Genomic DNA, 15,938 nt, shown 5'->3' on the forward strand with positions numbered 1-15,938 from the left:
TGTCCTTAAATAGTTGCACTTGCAATTATTAGAATTCCTCCATACGATTGCAATTGCACATGATGCAATTGCAATTCACGATGCGAAATGACGGCGGCCGTACACCGGGATGCCGCCTTCGCGCCCACCAGGAGGACGCCATGGACACCCCGATAGAACCGACCGACGCCGACCCGCAGGAAACCCAGGAATGGCTGGAGGCCATGCAGGCCGTGCTGGCCCACGAGGGCCGGCCGCGCACCCACTATCTGCTGGACCAACTGATCGGCCAGGACCGCGCCGGCCACGGCGGCTATGCCGCGCCGAACGCCACGCCCTACGTCAACACGATCCGGCCGGCGGAGCAGGGTTCGTTTCCGGGCGACATGGGCATCGAGCTGCGGCTGGATGCCTATCTGCGCTGGAACGCCATGGCCATGGTGCTGCGCGCGGGCAAGACCTCGGGCGTGGGCGGACACATCGCGACCTACGCCTCGGCCACGACGCTGTACGAAACCGGCTTTCGCCACTTCTTCCGTGCGGCCACGCCGGACTTCCTGGGTGACATGCTGTACATCCAGGGCCATTCCGCGCCCGGCATCTATGCGCGCGCCTATCTGGAGGGCCGCATTTCCGAGGAAGAACTCGACCGCTTCCGGCGCGAGACGGCCGGCGGCGGGCTGGCGTCCTATCCGCATCCGCGCACCATGCCCGGGTTCTGGCAGTTCCCGACCGTGTCGATGGGACTGGGACCGCTGATGGCCGCCTATCAGGCGCGCTACATGCGCTACCTGGAAGACCGCGAGCTGATCCCCGCGCAAGGCCGCAAGGTCTGGGGCTTTCTGGGCGACGGCGAACAGGACCAGCCCGAGACGCTGGCGGCGGTGGCGATGGCCGGCCGCGAAAAACTGGACAACCTGATCTTCGTGGTGAACTGCAATCTGCAGCGCCTGGACGGCCCGGTGCGCGGCAACGCCAAGATCATCCAGGAACTGGAAAGCGTGTACCGCGGCGCCGGTTGGAACGTCATCAAGGTGATCTGGGGAGCCGGCTGGGACGCGCTGCTGGCGCAAGACCATGACGGCCGCCTGCGCCGGCGAATGATGCAGTGCGTGGACGGCGAGTACCAGGTGTTCAAGGCGCGCGGCGGCGCATACGTGCGCGAACATTTCTTCGGCGCCGACCCGGTGCTGCTGGAGCGCGTGGCGCACCTGAGCGATGAGGAAATCGGCGCGCTCAACCGCGGCGGCCATGATCCGGCCAAGATCTATGCCGCCTACGCCTCGGCGCTGGCCCATCGTGGCCAGCCCACCGTCATCCTGGCCAAGACCGTCAAGGGCTATGGCATGGGCGCGGCGGGCGAGGCGGCCAACACCAATCACCAGCAGAAGAAGATGGCGGATCCGGCCGTGCGCGCCTTCCGCGACCGCTTCTCCATCCCGGTGCCCGACGATCTGCTGGAACAGATCCCCTACATCAAGCCCGCGCCCGGCAGCGCCGAGCGGACCTATTTCGATGCCGCGATCGCGCGCGCGGGCGGCCATCTGCCGCGGCGGCAGGCTGGACCCGGGCCGCTGGCCACGCCGCCGCTGGAGGCGTTCGCCGCGCACCTGAAGGGCAGCGACGGCCGCGAGTTCTCGACCACGATGGCCTTTGTGCGGGTGCTGGCGCAATTGCTCAAGGACCCCGCCATCGGCCAGCGCGTGGTGCCCATCGTGCCCGACGAGTCGCGCACCTTCGGCATGGACGGCATGTTCCGGCAGGTGGGCATTTATTCGCACGTGGGGCAGCTGTACACGCCGCAGGACGCAGACCAGTTGAGCGTCTACCGCGAAGACCGGCGCGGCCAGATCCTGCAGGAAGGCATCAACGAGTCGGGCGCGATGGCCTCGTGGATCGCGGCCGCCACCGCGCACAGCACGCACGGCGTGGCCACGATTCCGTTCTACATCTTCTACTCCATGTTCGGCTTCCAGCGCGTGGGCGACCTGGCCTGGGCGGCGGGCGACATCCGCGCGCGCGGCTTCCTGCTGGGCGCGACCTCCGGACGCACCACGCTGGAAGGCGAAGGACTGCAGCACGACGACGGCCACAGCCACGTGCTGGCCTCGGTCATTCCTTCATGCGTGGCCTACGACCCGGCCTACGCCTACGAGATCGCGGTGATCGTGCAGGACGGCATGCGCCGCATGTACCAGGACGAAGAAGACGTCTTCTACTACCTGACGCTGATCAACGAGAAGACCGCGCATCCGTCCATGCCGCAGGGCGCCGAGGAGGGCATCCTGCGCGGCATGTACCGCCTGCGCGAAGGCGGCGACGGCGCGCTGCGGGTGCAGTTGTTGGGCAGCGGCGCGATCCTGGGCGAAACGCTGGCGGCGGCAGAGCTGCTGCGGCAGGACTTCGGCGTGGCGGCCGACGTCTGGAGCGTGACCAGCTATTCGGAGCTGGGCCGCGACGGCCAGGAAGCCGAACGCTGGAGCCGCCTGCATCCGCTGGAGAACAGGCGCGCCGGCTACGCGGAGACGGTCCTGGCGGACAGCGAGGGGCCGGTGGTGGCCGCCACCGACTACATGAAGACGGTGGCCGAACAGATACGTCCGTTCATGCAGGACCGCCGCTATGTCACGCTGGGGACCGACGGCTTTGGCCGGTCAGACACGCGGGCAGCCCTGCGGGCCTACTTCGAGGTGGACCGGCATCACATCGCGCTGGCGGCCCTGAAGGCGCTGGCGGACGACGGACTGATGCCGCACGAGCGCGCGGCCGACGCCATCGCCCGCTACGGCATCGACCCGGAGGCCGTATCCGCGGCGCGGCCCTAGGGGCAGGCTAGACGCGCCGCGCCAGCAAGGCCCAGATCCCGGCGGCGGACAGCAGGGCGCCGCCGCCCAGGTTGAAGCCGCGCTGGGCGCGGGGCGAGGCCAACAGGCGCCGGGCGGACCCGGCAAAGATGGCATAGGCCGTGGCGTTGATGCCGGCGCAGGCGACGAAGGTGGCCGACAGGATCCAGAGCTGGCGCGTCACGTCGCCTACCGGATCGATGAACTGCGGCAGGAAAGCCACGAAGAAGATGATGCCCTTGGGGTTCAGCGCCGTCACCAGATAGGTGTTGGCGAACAGCTTCCAGCGCGAACCCGAGGCAGTGGCCGTGGGCAGGGTCGCCGGCGACACGCCGGCGCGCAGCAGCTTGAAGCCCAGGTACAGCAGGTACAGGCCGCCCACGATCTTGACCACCGTGAACCAGAACGCCGACGCCGCCAGCAGGGCGCCCAGGCCCAGCAGCGACAGCAGCAGGGCGGTGGAGTCGCCCAGCGCCACCGCCAGCACCAGCGGCAGGCGTGCGCGCCGGCCTTGCGCAATGGAGTAGCTGATGACGGTGAGTATCGTGGGGCCGGGCAGCATCACGAGGAGGGCGGACGCGCCCAGGAAGGCCAGCCAGGTTTCAAGCGACATGGGATCTGCTCCAGGGGTGGGGCTGCGCGCGGCGGCCAGCCTGCGGGCCACTGTATAGCAATCGCGGCCGCCTGCAAACCGGACGTGGCCGGGCGCGCGCGCCGGGTGGTGTTAAATACGGTTTTCCCCGGACAGTGAGCGCGGGCCTGCAAGGGCGCGCGAAGGAAACATCATGGCATTCGATTTTGATCTGTTTGTGATCGGCGCGGGCTCCGGCGGCGTGCGCGCGGCGCGTTTCGCGGCGGGCTTTGGCGCGCGCGTGGCGGTGGCGGAAAGCCGCTACCTGGGCGGCACCTGCGTGAACGTGGGCTGCGTGCCCAAGAAGCTGCTGGTCTATGGCGCGCACTACAGCGAGGACTTCGAGCAGGCCCGCGGCTTCGGCTGGAACGCCGGCGAGCCCAGCTTCGACTGGCCCACGCTGATCGCGAACAAGAACCGGGAAATCGAACGTCTTAACGGCATTTATCGCAATTTGCTGGTCAATAGCGGCGTCACCCTGCTGGAAGGCCACGCCCGCATCCTCGATCCGCACACGGTCGAGATCAACGGCAAATCCTACCGCGCCGCCAATATCCTGGTGGCGACCGGCGGCTGGCCCCAGGTGCCGGACATTCCGGGCAAGGAACACGCCACCACGTCGAACGAAGCCTTCTTCCTGAAGGAACTGCCGCGCCGCGTGCTGGTGGTGGGCGGCGGCTATATCGCCGTGGAATTCGCCTCCATTTTCAACGGCATGGGCGCGCAGACCACGCAGGTCTACCGTGGTCCGTTGTTCCTGCGCGGCTTTGACCAGGGCGTGCGCGAGCATCTGCGCGACGAACTGGTGAAAAAGGGCATCGACCTGCGCTTCAATTCGGAAGTGACGCGCATCGACAAGCAGGCCGACGGCACGCTGGCCGCCACGCTGAAGGACGGCTCCGTGGTCGAGGCCGATTGCGTGTTCTACGCCACTGGCCGCCGGCCCATGCTGGACAACCTGGGCCTGGAGAACACGGCGGTCAAGCTGGGCAAGGGCGGTTTCATCGAGGTGGACGACGAATACCGCACGGCCGAGCCCTCCATCCTGGCCATCGGCGACGTGATCGGCCGTGTGCCGCTGACGCCCGTGGCGCTGGCCGAAGGCATGGCGGTGGCGCGGCGCCTGTTCCGTCCCGAGGAATACCGCAAGGTCGACTACCAGCTGATTCCGACCGCCGTGTTCAGCCTGCCGAACATCGGCACGGTGGGCATGACGACGGAAGAGGCGCGCGCCGCCGGCCACGAGGTCAAGCTGTTCGAAAGCCGCTTCCGGCCCATGAAGCTGACGCTGACCGAGTCGCAGGAAAAGACGCTGATGAAGCTGATCGTGGACGCCAAGACCGACCGCGTGCTGGGCGTGCACATGGTCGGCCCGGACGCGGGCGAGATCGTGCAGGGCATCGCGATCGCGCTGAAGGCCGGCGCGACCAAGCAGGTGTTCGACGAGACCATCGGCATCCATCCCACGGCTGCCGAAGAGTTCGTGACCCTGCGCACGCCGGTCGCCCAATAAGGCGCTACAGCCGTTCGATCATGGCGCGCGCCGCCATCGGCGCGCGTTCCTTCGCGCCATTGATGAAGAACGCAAAGACGTCTCCCGGCCGCGCCTTTTTTTCCGGGGCGCCGGTGAGCGGCAGGTCGGCCGGGTGGCCGCCGCGGGCCCAGCTGCGCAGGCGGTCCGCCCAGGCGTCCAGCGCCTTGGGCGGGTAGCCCGCCTTGTAGGCCGTGCTGGCGCGCATCAGCCGCGCATAGACGAAAGCGGCGGTACGGTCGGCGATGGACGGGTAGTCCTCGCTGTCCGTGTAGACGGTGGCCGCGCCGTGGCGCCGCGCCAGCTCCAGGTATTCCTCGCAGGCGAAGCTGTCATGGCGCACGTCCAGTACGTGGCGCAGCGGCAAGCCGTCCACCTTGTCCGGCAGCAGCGCGAGGAAGGCGCCGAAATCGTCCGCATCGAATACCTTGGTCGGCGCGAACTGCCAGACGATGGGCCCCAGCTTGGGGCCCAGTTCGGCGATGCCGCTGTGCACGAAGCGGTGGATCGAATCCTTGGCGCCCGCCAGTTCGCGGCGGTTGGTCGCGTAGCGCGAGGCCTTCAGCGAAAACACGAAGCCTGCGGGCGTCTCATCGCGCCATTTGGCGAAGGTGGCCGGCTTCTGGGTACTGTAGTAGGTGCCGTTGATCTCGATGGCGGTGAGCTGGCTGCTGGCGTATTCCAGTTCGCGCGCATGCGGCAGGTTTTCGGGGTAGAAGACGCCGCGCCAGGGGGCGTAGGTCCAGCCGCCGATACCGATGCGGATGGCGCCGTCTTTCGGATGAGAATGCGCTTGCGGCATGGCCGGCCCTCCAGGCGTGGGAACCGGACAACTGTATCGCCGGCGCCACTGGTCCGCAAACCCCCGCCGGAAGTTCGCTGTTCCGATACAGTTTTGCGCTAAGGTGTGGATTCACGTTTCCACTTTCCGCGCTGCCCCGCGCCGGCCCATCATGCCCGACCTTACCCATCTGATGACGTTCGCCCTGGTTGCCCTGGGCATGGTGCTCACACCCGGGCCCAACATGATCTACCTGGTATCCCGTTCCATCTCGCAGGGCGCGCAGGCGGGCCTGATTTCGCTGGGGGGCGTGGCGGTCGGCTTCGTCTTCTACGTGCTCTGCGCGGCGTTCGGCATCACGGCGCTGCTGATGGCGGTGCCCTACGCCTACGACGCGCTGCGCATCGGCGGCGCGCTGTACCTGCTGTACATGGCCTGGCAGGCGCTGCGCCCGGGCGGGCGTTCGCCGTTCGAGGTGCGCGAACTGCCCAAGAGCAGCCCGCGCACGCTGTTCACGATGGGGCTGGTGACCAATCTGCTCAATCCCAAGATCGCGATCATGTACGTGTCGCTGCTGCCGCAGTTCATCCAGCCCGAGCGCGGCAGCGTGTTCACGCAGTCGCTGGCGCTGGGCATGACGCAGGTTGTGATCAGCCTGACGGTCAATGCGCTGATCGCCATCATGGCCGGTTCCATCGCCGGGTTCCTGGCGGGCCGCCCCTTGTGGATGGTGGTGCAGCGCTGGTTGATGGGCACGGTGCTGGCCGGGCTGGCGGTACGCATGCTGATGGATAACCGCCGCTGATGCAGGCCGAAGACGGTTTCTTTGCGTCCTTGGGCGGCATGCTGGGCGAGGCGCTGCGCAGCGTCGTCGCGGGCTTGAAGTGGCTGCTGGGCGGCCTGGGCCATGCCTTCGGCGATTTCTACTCGGGACTGGCCGGCGCAATGGGCATGAGCCCGTCGATCTTCAATTTCATCCTGCTGGTGCTGGGGCTGATGTGCCTGTGGGCCGCGGTCAAGGCGCTGCTGCGCCGTTCGATCATCGGATTCCTGTTCTGGGTGATCGTCGCGCTACTGCTGCTGGGCGGACTGGGCGCCTAGCGCTTCTCCAAGCGCTTCCCGCAAGAGGTCGACGCGGGGATTGGATGGTCCCTTCCGGGTTATCAAGGCCACCACGCTGGAAGGCGGTTCCGGGTGCGCGCGTATCTGCTTGACCGCGCCCGCGGGGGCCACAGTGTCGCGGATGAGGGCCATGTCCGGCACGATGCCGATGCCCAGGCCGCTGGCGACGAACTGCACGCCGGTGGTGGGGCTGGTGGATTCCACCACGGGCAGGGGCGCGGGCAGGCCGGCATGGGTGAAGCAGTCTTCAATCAGCTTGCGGCCCATGGATCCTTCGGCCGGCATTACCCAACGTTCCCGTGCCAGGCTGGCCCAGTCCACGCGCCGCGCGCGGACCAGCGGATGGCTGGCGGCCGCAATCACCGCGAACTGCACTTCAAACAATTTGACGTACTGAAACGCGGCCGCCCCGGATCCCAGCATCTGCAGCGGGAAAGTGGAAATCAGCGCGTCGATTTCGCCCAGCTCCAGCGCGTGGAGCAGGGCGGGCACGCGTTCTTCGAGCAATTGCACGCGCATCGGCCTGGCATGGTTCACCAGTTTCTCGACCACGCCGCGCAAGTAGGTCTGCGCCAGGAAGGGCGGCGCGCCGATGCGGATCTTCGCCGCGTAGCGATCGGCGGTCTGGGCGTCGGCGCACAGATGTCCAAGCTCTTCAAGCAACAGCGCGGCGCCGCGCAGCACCACCTCTCCTTGCGGTGTCGGTTTCAGGCCGCGCGCGGTGCGCAGGAACAAGGCAAAGCCAAACGCGCTTTCGACTTCCGTCAGCGCCTTGCTCAGCGCGGGTTGCGTCAAGTTGAGCGCCTGGCTCGCGGCGCGCAGGCTGCCCGTGCTCTGCACCACTTGCAGCATGCGCAGATGGCGAAAGCGCAGCTTGGATACCAGATGGTCGGGTTCGATGGCGCCGGTCATGGGTTGAGATAGAACTGAAAGTTATCGCTATATCAAAATATATCAATTTTTTGATTAGCTGCGATCGCCTATCCTGCCCGCATAACAAGGAGACAACATGCAACGTCGTACTTTTTGCCTGGGCGCCCTTGGCGCGGGCATGATGTTCCGTTCCATGGCGAACGCCGCAGAGAGCTATCCGTCGCGGGCCGTGCGCGTCGTCGTGCCCTATGCCGCTGGCGGGGGACCCGACATCATGGTGCGGCAATTCGGCCCGGTGCTCGGCGCCAGGATGGGTCAGACCATCGTGGTGGAGAACAAGGTGGGCGCGGGCGGCGTGCTGGCCGCCCAATACGTGGCCCAGGCTGCGCCCGACGGCTATACCGTGCTGCTGGGTTCCAACTCGCACCTGATCCAGAAAGCCCTGCAGCCGAGCCTGATGTTCGATCCCGAGCAGGACTTTCTGCCGGTCACGGTGATCGGCGCCTCGCCCAGCGTCCTGGTCGTGTCCGCCAAGTCACCCTACCGCACGGCGCAAGACCTGATCGCCGCCCTGAAGGCGCAACCGGGCAAGATGAACTACGCCTCGGGCGGCATCGGATCGGCCGCGCATCTGGGCGGCGCGACCTTCGTCACGCTGCTGGGGGCCGAAGCCACGCACGTTCCGTTCAAGGGGTCGGTGGAGATCCCGACCTCGCTGCTGCGCGGGGACACGGATTTCGCCTTCGCCATTGCCGGGACCGCCGTGCCGCAGGTGCAGGGCGGCCGGCTGCGCGCGCTGGCCGTGACCAGCCGCGAACCCATGGCTGAGCTTGCCGGCGTGCCCACGCTGCGGGAGATCCTGGGCAGCGATCTGGCGGTCCAGGAATTCTGGTTCGCCTTCTGGCTGCCGCGCAAATCGAGCGCCGAGGTGGCCGACAAGCTCTATGGCGCAACCACGGCGTCGCTCAAGGACCCGGGCGTCAAGAGCAACTTCGAGGCGGCAGGCGTCAGCGTGATCCAAAGCGACAGCCCGGAAGCCGCCGCGTCGTTCGTGCGCAGCGAGGCCCGCAAATGGGCTGAAATCATCAAACTGACCGGCATCACCGCCGGCTGACCCGCAGGAAATCCATGGCCAAGCCTCTTGAAGGCGTACGCGTGCTCGACTTGTCGCACGTGATCGCCGGTCCTCTCGCTTCGTTTTATCTGGCGCAACTGGGCGCTGAAGTCATCAAGGTCGAACCGCCCCTGGCGGGCGAAGTCCTGCGCTCGATGAAGAACGGCGTCGACACCGACACGCCCACCGGATTCGCGGCCATCAACGCCGGCAAGCAATCGCTGGCGCTGGACATCCGGACCCGCCAGGGCGCGGACCTGCTGCGCTCGCTGGCCGCCTCGGCCGATGTGTTCATCGAAAACTTCAGGCCGGGCGTGGTGGCGCGCTACGGGCTGGACTACGCCTCGATCAAGGCGGTCAAGCCCGACATCGTGTATTGCTCCATCTCGGGCTTTGGCCAGCAAGGGGCCTGGTCGCAGCGCGGCGCCTACGACCATGTGGTCCAGGCGATGACCGGCATGATGATGATGTCGGGCGAGGGCGACGACGCGCCGCCGCTGAAAGTGGGCTTTCCGGTGATCGACGTGGCCGTGGGCATGCTGGGCGCGCTGTCCATCGTGTCGGCGCTGCATCGCAGGCTGCGCGAAGGCGCCGGGCAATACATCGACGCGTCCATGGTCCAGGCCTCGCTGGCGCTGATGTACACCAATACCTGCGCCTACCTGAGCGACGGCACGCCGACGCGCCGGGTCGGCAACCGGGGCTACACCGGCAGTCCCGCGGCCGATACCTACCGCTGTGCGGACGGCTGGCTGGCGGTGGCCGCGAACACGCCGGAACAATTCCGCAAGTTGACCGCCGCCATCGGAGTGGAGGCGCTGTGCAGCGACGCCAGGGCGCTGGATCTGGATGCCTTCAACCTGCCCAACGGATTCGTGGTGCCGAACGACCGCGAGTACGTGGTGCAACGGCTGAGAGCCGCGTTTTCGACCCGCAGCGCCGCGCAGCTCGAGGACCTGCTCAGCCAGGCCGGCGTGCCCGCGGCCAAAGTGAGAAAGCTCGAGGAGTTCCTCGACGAGGCGGACGCTACCGGTTGCGTGAGCCTGCCTGATCATCGTTTTCACCAGGGTGGACGCGAGCTGCGCACGCATGGGCTAGGCTTTGCCTTCGAGCAGGACGGCGGCCCGACTCAGGCAGGCGCTCCCGCGCTGGGCGAGGGCACGCGCGAGGTGCTCAGGCGCGTGGGCCTGGACGACGCCGCGATAGCCGAGCTCGAGCGCGCCGGCGTCCTGCGGACCCAGGCCGACACCGCGCTTCCCCTGATCCCCTGAACAACCATTCATCCGGAGACTCTATGACTCAACTTTTGCAAGGCCGCGTCGCCATCGTGACCGGAGCCGGGCGTGGATTGGGCCGCTCGCATGCGCTGGAGCTTGCGCAGCACGGCGCCAAGGTGCTGGTGAACGACCTGGGCGCCGACCGGCCGGACTCGCCGGCCCAGGCCGTGGTGGACGCGATCCGCGCGGCTGGCGGGGACGCCATGGCGCATGGCGCCGACGTGACCCAGCCGCAGCAGGCCGAGGCGATGGTGCAGGCGGCCATCGCAAATTGGGGGCGCGTCGACATCCTGGTCAACAACGCGGGCATCCTGCGCGACAAGACCTTCGCCAAGATGAGCCTGGAGGACTTCCGCCTCGTGATCGAGGTCCATCTGATGGGCGCGGTGCATTGCACCCAGGCGGTGTGGAACGCCATGCGCGAACAGAACTATGGCCGCATCGTCATGACCACCTCGTCCTCGGGACTCTATGGCAACTTCGGCCAGGCCAATTACGGCGCGGCGAAGATGGCGCTGGTCGGCCTGATGCAGACCCTTGCCCTCGAAGGCGAGCGCTACGGCGTGCGCGTGAATTGCCTGGCGCCGACGGCCGCCACGGCCATGACCGAAGGCCTGCTCGATGAGCAGGCGCTGGCCTTGTTGACGCCGGACTCGGTCAGTCCCGCCCTGGTTGCCCTGGTGGCCGAAAACGCGCCCACCCGGACCATTCTGATGGCGGGCGCGGGCAGTTTCGAGCAGGCCAATATCACCATGACCCGCGGTATCCATCTGAGTGGAGAGGAGTTGTCCGCGCAGGCCCTGATCGGCCGCCTGGACGAAGTGTCCGACCGCGCGCAGGAAACGGTTCCCGCCACCGGTTTCGACCAGTTGCGCCACGAGATCGCCAAGGCCCTGGCATGCGAAACCGAGAAGTTTTAGTCCTGTCTGGCGTGCGCACGCCCATCGGCAGTTTCGGCAAGAGCCTGAAGGACGTCCCGCCCACGGCGCTGGCCGCCGAGGTGTTGAAAGCCGCCGTGGCGCGCGCGGGCCTGGCGCCTGCGCAGATCGAGCACGTCTGCTTCGGCCAGGTCATCACGACCGAAGCGCGTGACCTGTACTTGTCGCGGGTGGCGGCGATCGAGGCCGGTTGCGCCGACGGCACGCCGGCATTCAACGTCAACCGCTTGTGCGGCTCGGGATTGCAGGCGGTCGTTTCGGCGGCGCAGTCCATCCTGCTGGGCGACTGCAAGGTCGCGGTGGCGGGCGGCGCCGAGAGCATGTCGCGCGCGCCGTACGCCACATCGGCGCTGCGCTTCGGCGCGCGCATGGGCGATGCGCCGATGACCGATATGCTGCTGGGCGCCTTGCATGATCCGTTCCACCGCATCCACATGGGCGTCACGGCGGAAAACGTCGCCAGGCGCTACGGCATTACGCGGGACGCGCAGGATGCGCTGGCGCTGGAGAGCCACCGCCGCGCCGCGCGCGCCGTGGCCGAAGGCCGCTTCGACGCGCAGCTCGTGGCCATCACGACGCCCGGCCGCAAGCCCATTGTGTTCGCGCAGGACGAGCACGTCCGCGCCGACATCGCGCCGTCGGACCTGGCCGCCCTGAGGCCCGTATTTTCTTCCGACGATGGCACGGTCACGGCGGGCAACTCCTCCGGCATCAATGACGGTGCGGCCGCGCTGGTACTGATGGAGCGTGCCGAGGCGCTGGCGCTGGGCGCGCGCCCCATGGCCCGCCTGCTTTCTTACGCCTATGCCGGCGTGGACCCGCGCTACATGGGCATGGGCCCGGTTCCCGCCGTGCGCGCCGCCCTGGCCAAGGCAGGCCTGTCCGCCGCCGATATGGATGTGATCGAGTCCAACGAGGCCTTTGCGGCGCAGGCCTGCGCGGTGGCGAGCGAACTGGATCTGGATCCGGCCAAGGTCAATCCCAATGGTTCGGGCATTGCGCTGGGGCATCCGGTGGGAGCCACGGGCGCGATCATCGCTGTCAAGGCCTTGCACGAACTCGAGCGCATCGGCGGACGGTACGCGCTGGTCACCATGTGCATAGGCGGCGGGCAGGGCATCGCCGCAATCTTTGAACGCATCTGAAGCCGCCATGACACGCAATCCTGTTGCATCTCCTCTGCCGTTCGACTCGATCCAGTCCTTGCTGAACGCCGTGGGGCAACCTCCCATTGTTTCCGACGCGCTGCTGATCGATCAGGACATGATCGACCGGTTCGCGCAGGTCACGCTCGATACGCAGTGGATCCATGTGGACCGGCTGCGCGCGCAAGCGGAATCCCCCTATGGCGACACCATCGCGCATGGCTTTCTGGCGCTGTCGCTGCTGACGCACTGGCAGAACAGCTGCATCGCCTTTCCGGGCGCAGCGATGTTGCTGAATTACGGATTCGACAGGGTCCGCTTCACCGCGCCCGTGGTTTCCGGCACGCGCGTGGCCGCCAGCTTTTCCTTGGCCGAGGTCGTGGAGACCGGCACGGGCATGGCCCGCTGCGCCTGGAAGGTCGCGATCCAGGCGGAGGGGACGCTCAGGCCGTCGGTGCATGCCGACTGGCTGATCATGGTGCGGTACGGGAGCCCTTGAGTCCCAACGTCACGTCGCGGAGCCTGCGCACCAGGCCCGCGAACCGCTCGGCCCCCGTATTCCCATATCCGATCACCAGGCCATTGTCCTCCGCCCGCGGCGCCACCGCGAACGAGGACAACGCGCCCGGATTCATCCCGATCTTGCGCGCCTGTTCCACGATCTCCCGGTCGGGATATGCAGCAGGCAGCCGCACCGTCAGATGCAGCCCGGAATGTCCGCCCAGGACTTCGTGTTCGATCCCCAGATGCGCCGCCAGCGCCTCGCGCAATGCTCCCTGGCGTTCTCGGTACAGGCGCCGCATGCGGCCCAGGTGGCGCGAGAACTGGCCGTTTTCCATGAAGGCCGCCATGGTCAGCTGTTCCAGCCGGTGGCCGCCGCGCAGCATCTCGATAATGGATGGCATCGCCTGCGCGGCGATGGCTTCGGGCAGCACCACGAAACCCAGGCGCAGCGCCGGGAACATGGTCTTGCTGAAGGTGCCCACGTAGAGCACCGGCGCGTCCTCGACCAGGCCCTGCATCGCGGCGATGGGTTCGCCCTGGTGGCGGAATTCGCTGTCGTAGTCGTCCTCGATGATCCAGGCGCCGGCCTGGCGGGCGCGTTCGATCAAGCCCAGGCGGCGCGGCAGGGACAGCACCGCGCCGGTCGGGTACTGGTGCGACGGCGTTGTCTGGATGAGGCGGGGCGGGCGTTCCTGCCAGGCGCTTTCGGGAATCACGATGCCGTCCGCGTCCACGCGCATGGCAACCACGTCCAGGTCGCCGCCATGGAAGGCGGACTTGGCGCCGCGGTAGCCGGGGTCTTCCAGCCAGGCGGTGTCGCCAGGGTTGGTCAACAGCTGCACGCACAGCGCCAGCGCGCCCTGGGCGCCTTCGGTGATGACGATGCGCGAGGCGTCGCAGCGCACGCCGCGCGACACGCGCAGGTATTGGGCGATGGCTTCGCGTAGCGCCGGCTCGCCCACGGGATGGCCGTAGCCCAGGGCCGTGGCCGGGGCGGCTTGCAGCGCGCGGTCCTGCGCGCGGCGCCATGCGTTGATGGGAAACTGCGTCAGCGCAGGCGTGCCGGGCGTCATGGGCAGCGAACCGTCGTGGGCGTAGCGCGTGGAGACGATGCGCGTCAGCCGCTTGGCGGTGAGCGAGGGCTGGTCCGTGGGCGGCGTCGCGCGCTTGGCGGCGATGGCCGCGGCGGCCGATAGGGGCGCCACCCGCGTGCCCTGGCGGTCGGCGATCACGTAGCCTTCGGCCGTGAGCTGTTCGTAGGCGATCAGCACCGTGTTGCGCGAGATGGCGAGTTCCTCGGACAAGGCGCGCGACGAAGGCAGCTTGCCGCCCGCGGGTAGCTGTCCGGCCAGGATCGCCTGCTTGAGGCGCTGGATCAGTTGGCGCTGGCGCGGCAGGGCGCCGGGGCCGCGCGTGAGCGGGCTGGAAAGCAGGGCGGGGGTGTTCATCTTGGCCCTATTAAAATTCCGGATCGTGGTGCTTTTTATGATGCCACGATTCCGATATCGTGAGGGCATGCGTACTGCGTCCGTCCCTTCGGGCGGCGCGCCAACCTGAAGAGGCCCGTAGCATGCAACCCCGCGTCAACGCCTACCAGCAACCCATCGGCCCGGACATGACGGGCTGGACCACGCGTCCGCGTCCGCCCCTGACACCCATCGTCGGCCGCTATTGCCGGCTGGAGCCGCTGTCGGCCGAGCGTCACGCCGAGGATCTGTTCCACGCGTTCAGCCAGGCGCCGGACGACAGCGACTGGACCTACATGTCGGTGGGACCCTTCGCGGACCTGGCGGCCTACCGCCAGTTCGCCGAGAAGGCGCAGGCCGGCAATGACCCCTTGCATCACGCCATCATCGACCTGGAAACGGGGCGCGCCATCGGCACGCTGGCGCTGATGCGCATCGACCCGGCCAACGGCGCGATCGAGGTCGGCTTCGTGTCGTTCTCGCGCCAGCTCAAGCGCACCCGCATCGCCACCGAGGCCCAGTTCCTGCTGATGAGCCGCGCCTTCGACGAACTGGGCTACCGCCGCTATGAATGGAAGTGCGATAGCCTGAACGCGCCGTCGCGCGCGGCGGCTCTGCGGCTGGGTTTCCAGTTCGAGGGCATCTTCCGCCAGGCCACGGTGTACAAGGGCCGCAGCCGCGACACGGCCTGGTTCGCCATGGTCGACGGCGACTGGCCCGCGCTGCGTGCCGCCTATGAGCGCTGGTTGAGCCCCGACAATTTCGATGCCCAGGGCAAGCAGCGGCAGGGCCTGTCCGAACTGACGGCACAGGCGCGCGCCGCGTGCGCCTGATCCCGGTTGCGCTGGCCCTGTTCTGGGGCCTGAACTGGCCGGCGGTGAAGATCATCCTGTCGATCTTCCCGCCGTTCACGCTGCGCCTGCTCGGCCTGGGCAGCGGCGCGGTGCTGCTGTTGCTGCTGGCGCGAGCCAAGCGGGTGCCCCTGCTGCCGCCGCGCGAGTCGTGGCGCGGCATCATCGTGGGCGGCCTGCTTGCCGTCGCGGCCTTCAACCTGCTGGTGGCCTGGGCGCAGCTCAGCACCAGCACCTCGCGCGCGGCGGTGCTGACCTTCACCATGCCCATGATGTCGGCCGTGCTGGCCTGGGCGGTGCTGGGCGAACGCCTGGACCGGCGCCGGGCGCTGGCGCTGCTGCTGGGCGCGGCCGGGGTTTCCATCCTGGCCTGGCCGGTGCTGCGCGCAGTCTTCGGCGAACACGATGCGGCCGCGGCCAAGGGTCTGGTGTTTCCGCTGGTGGCGGCTTTCGGCTGGGCCGCCGGCACGGTCTACCTGAAGGGCTGGCCGGTGGCCGGCGATCGCATCGTCGTCACGGCCTGGCAGTTGGCGGTGGGCGCGGCTTGCGCCTTGGGCGGCATGCTGATCGCGGGCGAATCGTTCCCCACGCAGGGCTGGAACGGCCGTGTGGTGGCGGCGCTGTCGTTCCACATCATCCTGGGCACCGCCGTCGCGTACTGGCTCTGGTTCGTGCTGAGCGAGCGCGTCAGCGCCACGGTGGCCGCGCTGACCACATTGATGGTGCCGGTGGTGGGAGTGCTGGGCGCGATGGCGCTGGTGGGCGACCGGCCCGCCGCCTTGGACTGGTGGGGATTCGCCCTGGTGCTGGGAGGCGCCGCGCTGATCGTGCTGAACCTGGGCGCGGCGCCCGCGCCGCGATCCAGGCCATAGGCGCGGGTGGA

Annotated in this window: 15 protein-coding genes; 11 read left to right on the forward strand and 4 right to left on the reverse strand. The window is 67.9% G+C overall.

The genetic code is table 11. The features are described 5' to 3' along the window. The first annotated feature begins 140 nt into the window (after positions 1-140). Positions 141-2,804 (forward strand): pyruvate dehydrogenase (acetyl-transferring), homodimeric type, encoded by a 2,664-nt coding sequence (gene aceE / locus IB259_RS01135; protein ID WP_192327145.1) that lies wholly within the window; start codon positions 141-143, stop codon positions 2,802-2,804. A gap of 7 nt (positions 2,805-2,811) precedes the next feature. Here the strand turns inward: aceE and IB259_RS01140 are convergent, their stop codons facing one another. Continuing rightward, positions 2,812-3,435, reverse strand: a complete 624-nt coding sequence (locus IB259_RS01140) for a LysE family translocator (protein ID WP_054458153.1) — start codon at positions 3,433-3,435, stop codon at positions 2,812-2,814. A gap of 172 nt (positions 3,436-3,607) precedes the next feature. Here IB259_RS01140 and gorA point away from each other — a divergent pair, with 172 nt between their 5' ends. After that, positions 3,608-4,966, forward strand: a complete 1,359-nt coding sequence (gene gorA / locus IB259_RS01145) for a glutathione-disulfide reductase (RefSeq protein WP_054458152.1) — start codon at positions 3,608-3,610, stop codon at positions 4,964-4,966. 4 nt (positions 4,967-4,970) lie between these two features. Here gorA and IB259_RS01150 read toward each other — a convergent pair whose 3' ends face one another. Continuing rightward, positions 4,971-5,786: a DUF72 domain-containing protein gene (locus IB259_RS01150; protein ID WP_119452055.1), complete on the reverse strand. Its 816-nt coding sequence runs from the start codon at positions 5,784-5,786 to the stop codon at positions 4,971-4,973. Between the two features lie 151 nt (positions 5,787-5,937). Between IB259_RS01150 and IB259_RS01155 the strand changes: the two genes are divergently transcribed. Next, complete coding sequence (locus tag IB259_RS01155) at positions 5,938-6,570, forward strand: LysE family translocator (RefSeq protein WP_054458288.1); 633 nt, start codon at positions 5,938-5,940, stop codon at positions 6,568-6,570. Beyond that, positions 6,570-6,866, forward strand: coding sequence for a hypothetical protein (locus tag IB259_RS01160; protein ID WP_125473095.1), 297 nt, complete (start codon positions 6,570-6,572; stop codon positions 6,864-6,866). Before IB259_RS01155 ends, IB259_RS01160 begins: the two co-directional genes overlap by 1 nt. On the opposite strand, the gene IB259_RS01165 is transcribed toward IB259_RS01160, so the two are convergent. After that, the gene (locus tag IB259_RS01165; protein ID WP_217482948.1) at positions 6,837-7,799 is read right to left on the reverse strand and encodes a LysR family transcriptional regulator; all 963 of its coding nucleotides are present in this window, start codon (positions 7,797-7,799) and stop codon (positions 6,837-6,839) included. The two genes, IB259_RS01160 and IB259_RS01165, sit on opposite strands and share 30 nt — an antisense overlap. 97 nt (positions 7,800-7,896) lie before the next feature. Here IB259_RS01165 and IB259_RS01170 point away from each other — a divergent pair, with 97 nt between their 5' ends. From IB259_RS01170 to IB259_RS01190, 5 genes are read left to right on the forward strand one after another with little or no spacing between them, the layout of a single operon-like run. Next, positions 7,897-8,874: a tripartite tricarboxylate transporter substrate binding protein gene (locus IB259_RS01170; RefSeq protein ID WP_175162694.1), complete on the forward strand. Its 978-nt coding sequence runs from the start codon at positions 7,897-7,899 to the stop codon at positions 8,872-8,874. A gap of 14 nt (positions 8,875-8,888) precedes the next feature. Further along, on the forward strand, positions 8,889-10,145 hold the full coding sequence (locus tag IB259_RS01175) for a CaiB/BaiF CoA-transferase family protein (RefSeq protein ID WP_175162692.1): 1,257 nt from the start codon (positions 8,889-8,891) through the stop codon (positions 10,143-10,145). Between the two features lie 23 nt (positions 10,146-10,168). Next, positions 10,169-11,071: an SDR family NAD(P)-dependent oxidoreductase gene (locus IB259_RS01180; RefSeq protein WP_192327148.1), complete on the forward strand. Its 903-nt coding sequence runs from the start codon at positions 10,169-10,171 to the stop codon at positions 11,069-11,071. Then, entirely contained in the window at positions 11,050-12,234 is a 1,185-nt protein-coding gene (gene bktB / locus IB259_RS01185) for a beta-ketothiolase BktB (protein WP_192327151.1), read from the forward strand. The genes IB259_RS01180 and bktB overlap by 22 nt, the downstream gene beginning before the upstream one ends. A 7-nt stretch (positions 12,235-12,241) precedes the next feature. Next, positions 12,242-12,733: a MaoC family dehydratase gene (locus IB259_RS01190; protein WP_125473090.1), complete on the forward strand. Its 492-nt coding sequence runs from the start codon at positions 12,242-12,244 to the stop codon at positions 12,731-12,733. Here IB259_RS01190 and IB259_RS01195 read toward each other — a convergent pair. Then, on the reverse strand, positions 12,708-14,186 hold the full coding sequence (locus IB259_RS01195; protein WP_175182298.1) for a PLP-dependent aminotransferase family protein: 1,479 nt from the start codon (positions 14,184-14,186) through the stop codon (positions 12,708-12,710). The genes IB259_RS01190 and IB259_RS01195 overlap by 26 nt on opposite strands. Before the next feature lie 122 nt (positions 14,187-14,308). Between IB259_RS01195 and IB259_RS01200 the strand changes: the two genes are divergently transcribed. Further along, on the forward strand, positions 14,309-15,037 hold the full coding sequence (locus tag IB259_RS01200; RefSeq protein WP_054458148.1) for a GNAT family N-acetyltransferase: 729 nt from the start codon (positions 14,309-14,311) through the stop codon (positions 15,035-15,037). Then, positions 15,028-15,927: a DMT family transporter gene (locus IB259_RS01205; RefSeq protein WP_054458147.1), complete on the forward strand. Its 900-nt coding sequence runs from the start codon at positions 15,028-15,030 to the stop codon at positions 15,925-15,927. The genes IB259_RS01200 and IB259_RS01205 overlap by 10 nt, the downstream gene beginning before the upstream one ends. The last annotated feature ends 11 nt before the right edge of the window (positions 15,928-15,938 follow it).

The sequence above is a fragment of the Achromobacter sp. ACM04 genome (assembly GCF_014851465.1).
Lineage (GTDB): Bacteria > Pseudomonadota > Gammaproteobacteria > Burkholderiales > Burkholderiaceae_B > Achromobacter > Achromobacter aegrifaciens.

Excerpts from the sequence above, each read along its gene's own strand:
- aceE (WP_192327145.1), top strand. The coding sequence starts at position 141 with ATGGACACCCCGATAGAACCGACCGACGCCGACCCGCAGGAAACCCAG.
- IB259_RS01140 (WP_054458153.1), bottom strand. The coding sequence starts at position 3,435 with ATGTCGCTTGAAACCTGGCTGGCCTTCCTGGGCGCGTCCGCCCTCCTC.
- gorA (WP_054458152.1), top strand. The coding sequence starts at position 3,608 with ATGGCATTCGATTTTGATCTGTTTGTGATCGGCGCGGGCTCCGGCGGC.
- IB259_RS01150 (WP_119452055.1), bottom strand. The coding sequence starts at position 5,786 with ATGCCGCAAGCGCATTCTCATCCGAAAGACGGCGCCATCCGCATCGGT.
- IB259_RS01155 (WP_054458288.1), top strand. The coding sequence starts at position 5,938 with ATGCCCGACCTTACCCATCTGATGACGTTCGCCCTGGTTGCCCTGGGC.
- IB259_RS01160 (WP_125473095.1), top strand. The coding sequence starts at position 6,570 with ATGCAGGCCGAAGACGGTTTCTTTGCGTCCTTGGGCGGCATGCTGGGC.
- IB259_RS01165 (WP_217482948.1), bottom strand. The coding sequence starts at position 7,799 with ATGACCGGCGCCATCGAACCCGACCATCTGGTATCCAAGCTGCGCTTT.
- IB259_RS01170 (WP_175162694.1), top strand. The coding sequence starts at position 7,897 with ATGCAACGTCGTACTTTTTGCCTGGGCGCCCTTGGCGCGGGCATGATG.
- IB259_RS01175 (WP_175162692.1), top strand. The coding sequence starts at position 8,889 with ATGGCCAAGCCTCTTGAAGGCGTACGCGTGCTCGACTTGTCGCACGTG.
- IB259_RS01180 (WP_192327148.1), top strand. The coding sequence starts at position 10,169 with ATGACTCAACTTTTGCAAGGCCGCGTCGCCATCGTGACCGGAGCCGGG.
- bktB (WP_192327151.1), top strand. The coding sequence starts at position 11,050 with ATGCGAAACCGAGAAGTTTTAGTCCTGTCTGGCGTGCGCACGCCCATC.
- IB259_RS01190 (WP_125473090.1), top strand. The coding sequence starts at position 12,242 with ATGACACGCAATCCTGTTGCATCTCCTCTGCCGTTCGACTCGATCCAG.
- IB259_RS01195 (WP_175182298.1), bottom strand. The coding sequence starts at position 14,186 with ATGAACACCCCCGCCCTGCTTTCCAGCCCGCTCACGCGCGGCCCCGGC.
- IB259_RS01200 (WP_054458148.1), top strand. The coding sequence starts at position 14,309 with ATGCAACCCCGCGTCAACGCCTACCAGCAACCCATCGGCCCGGACATG.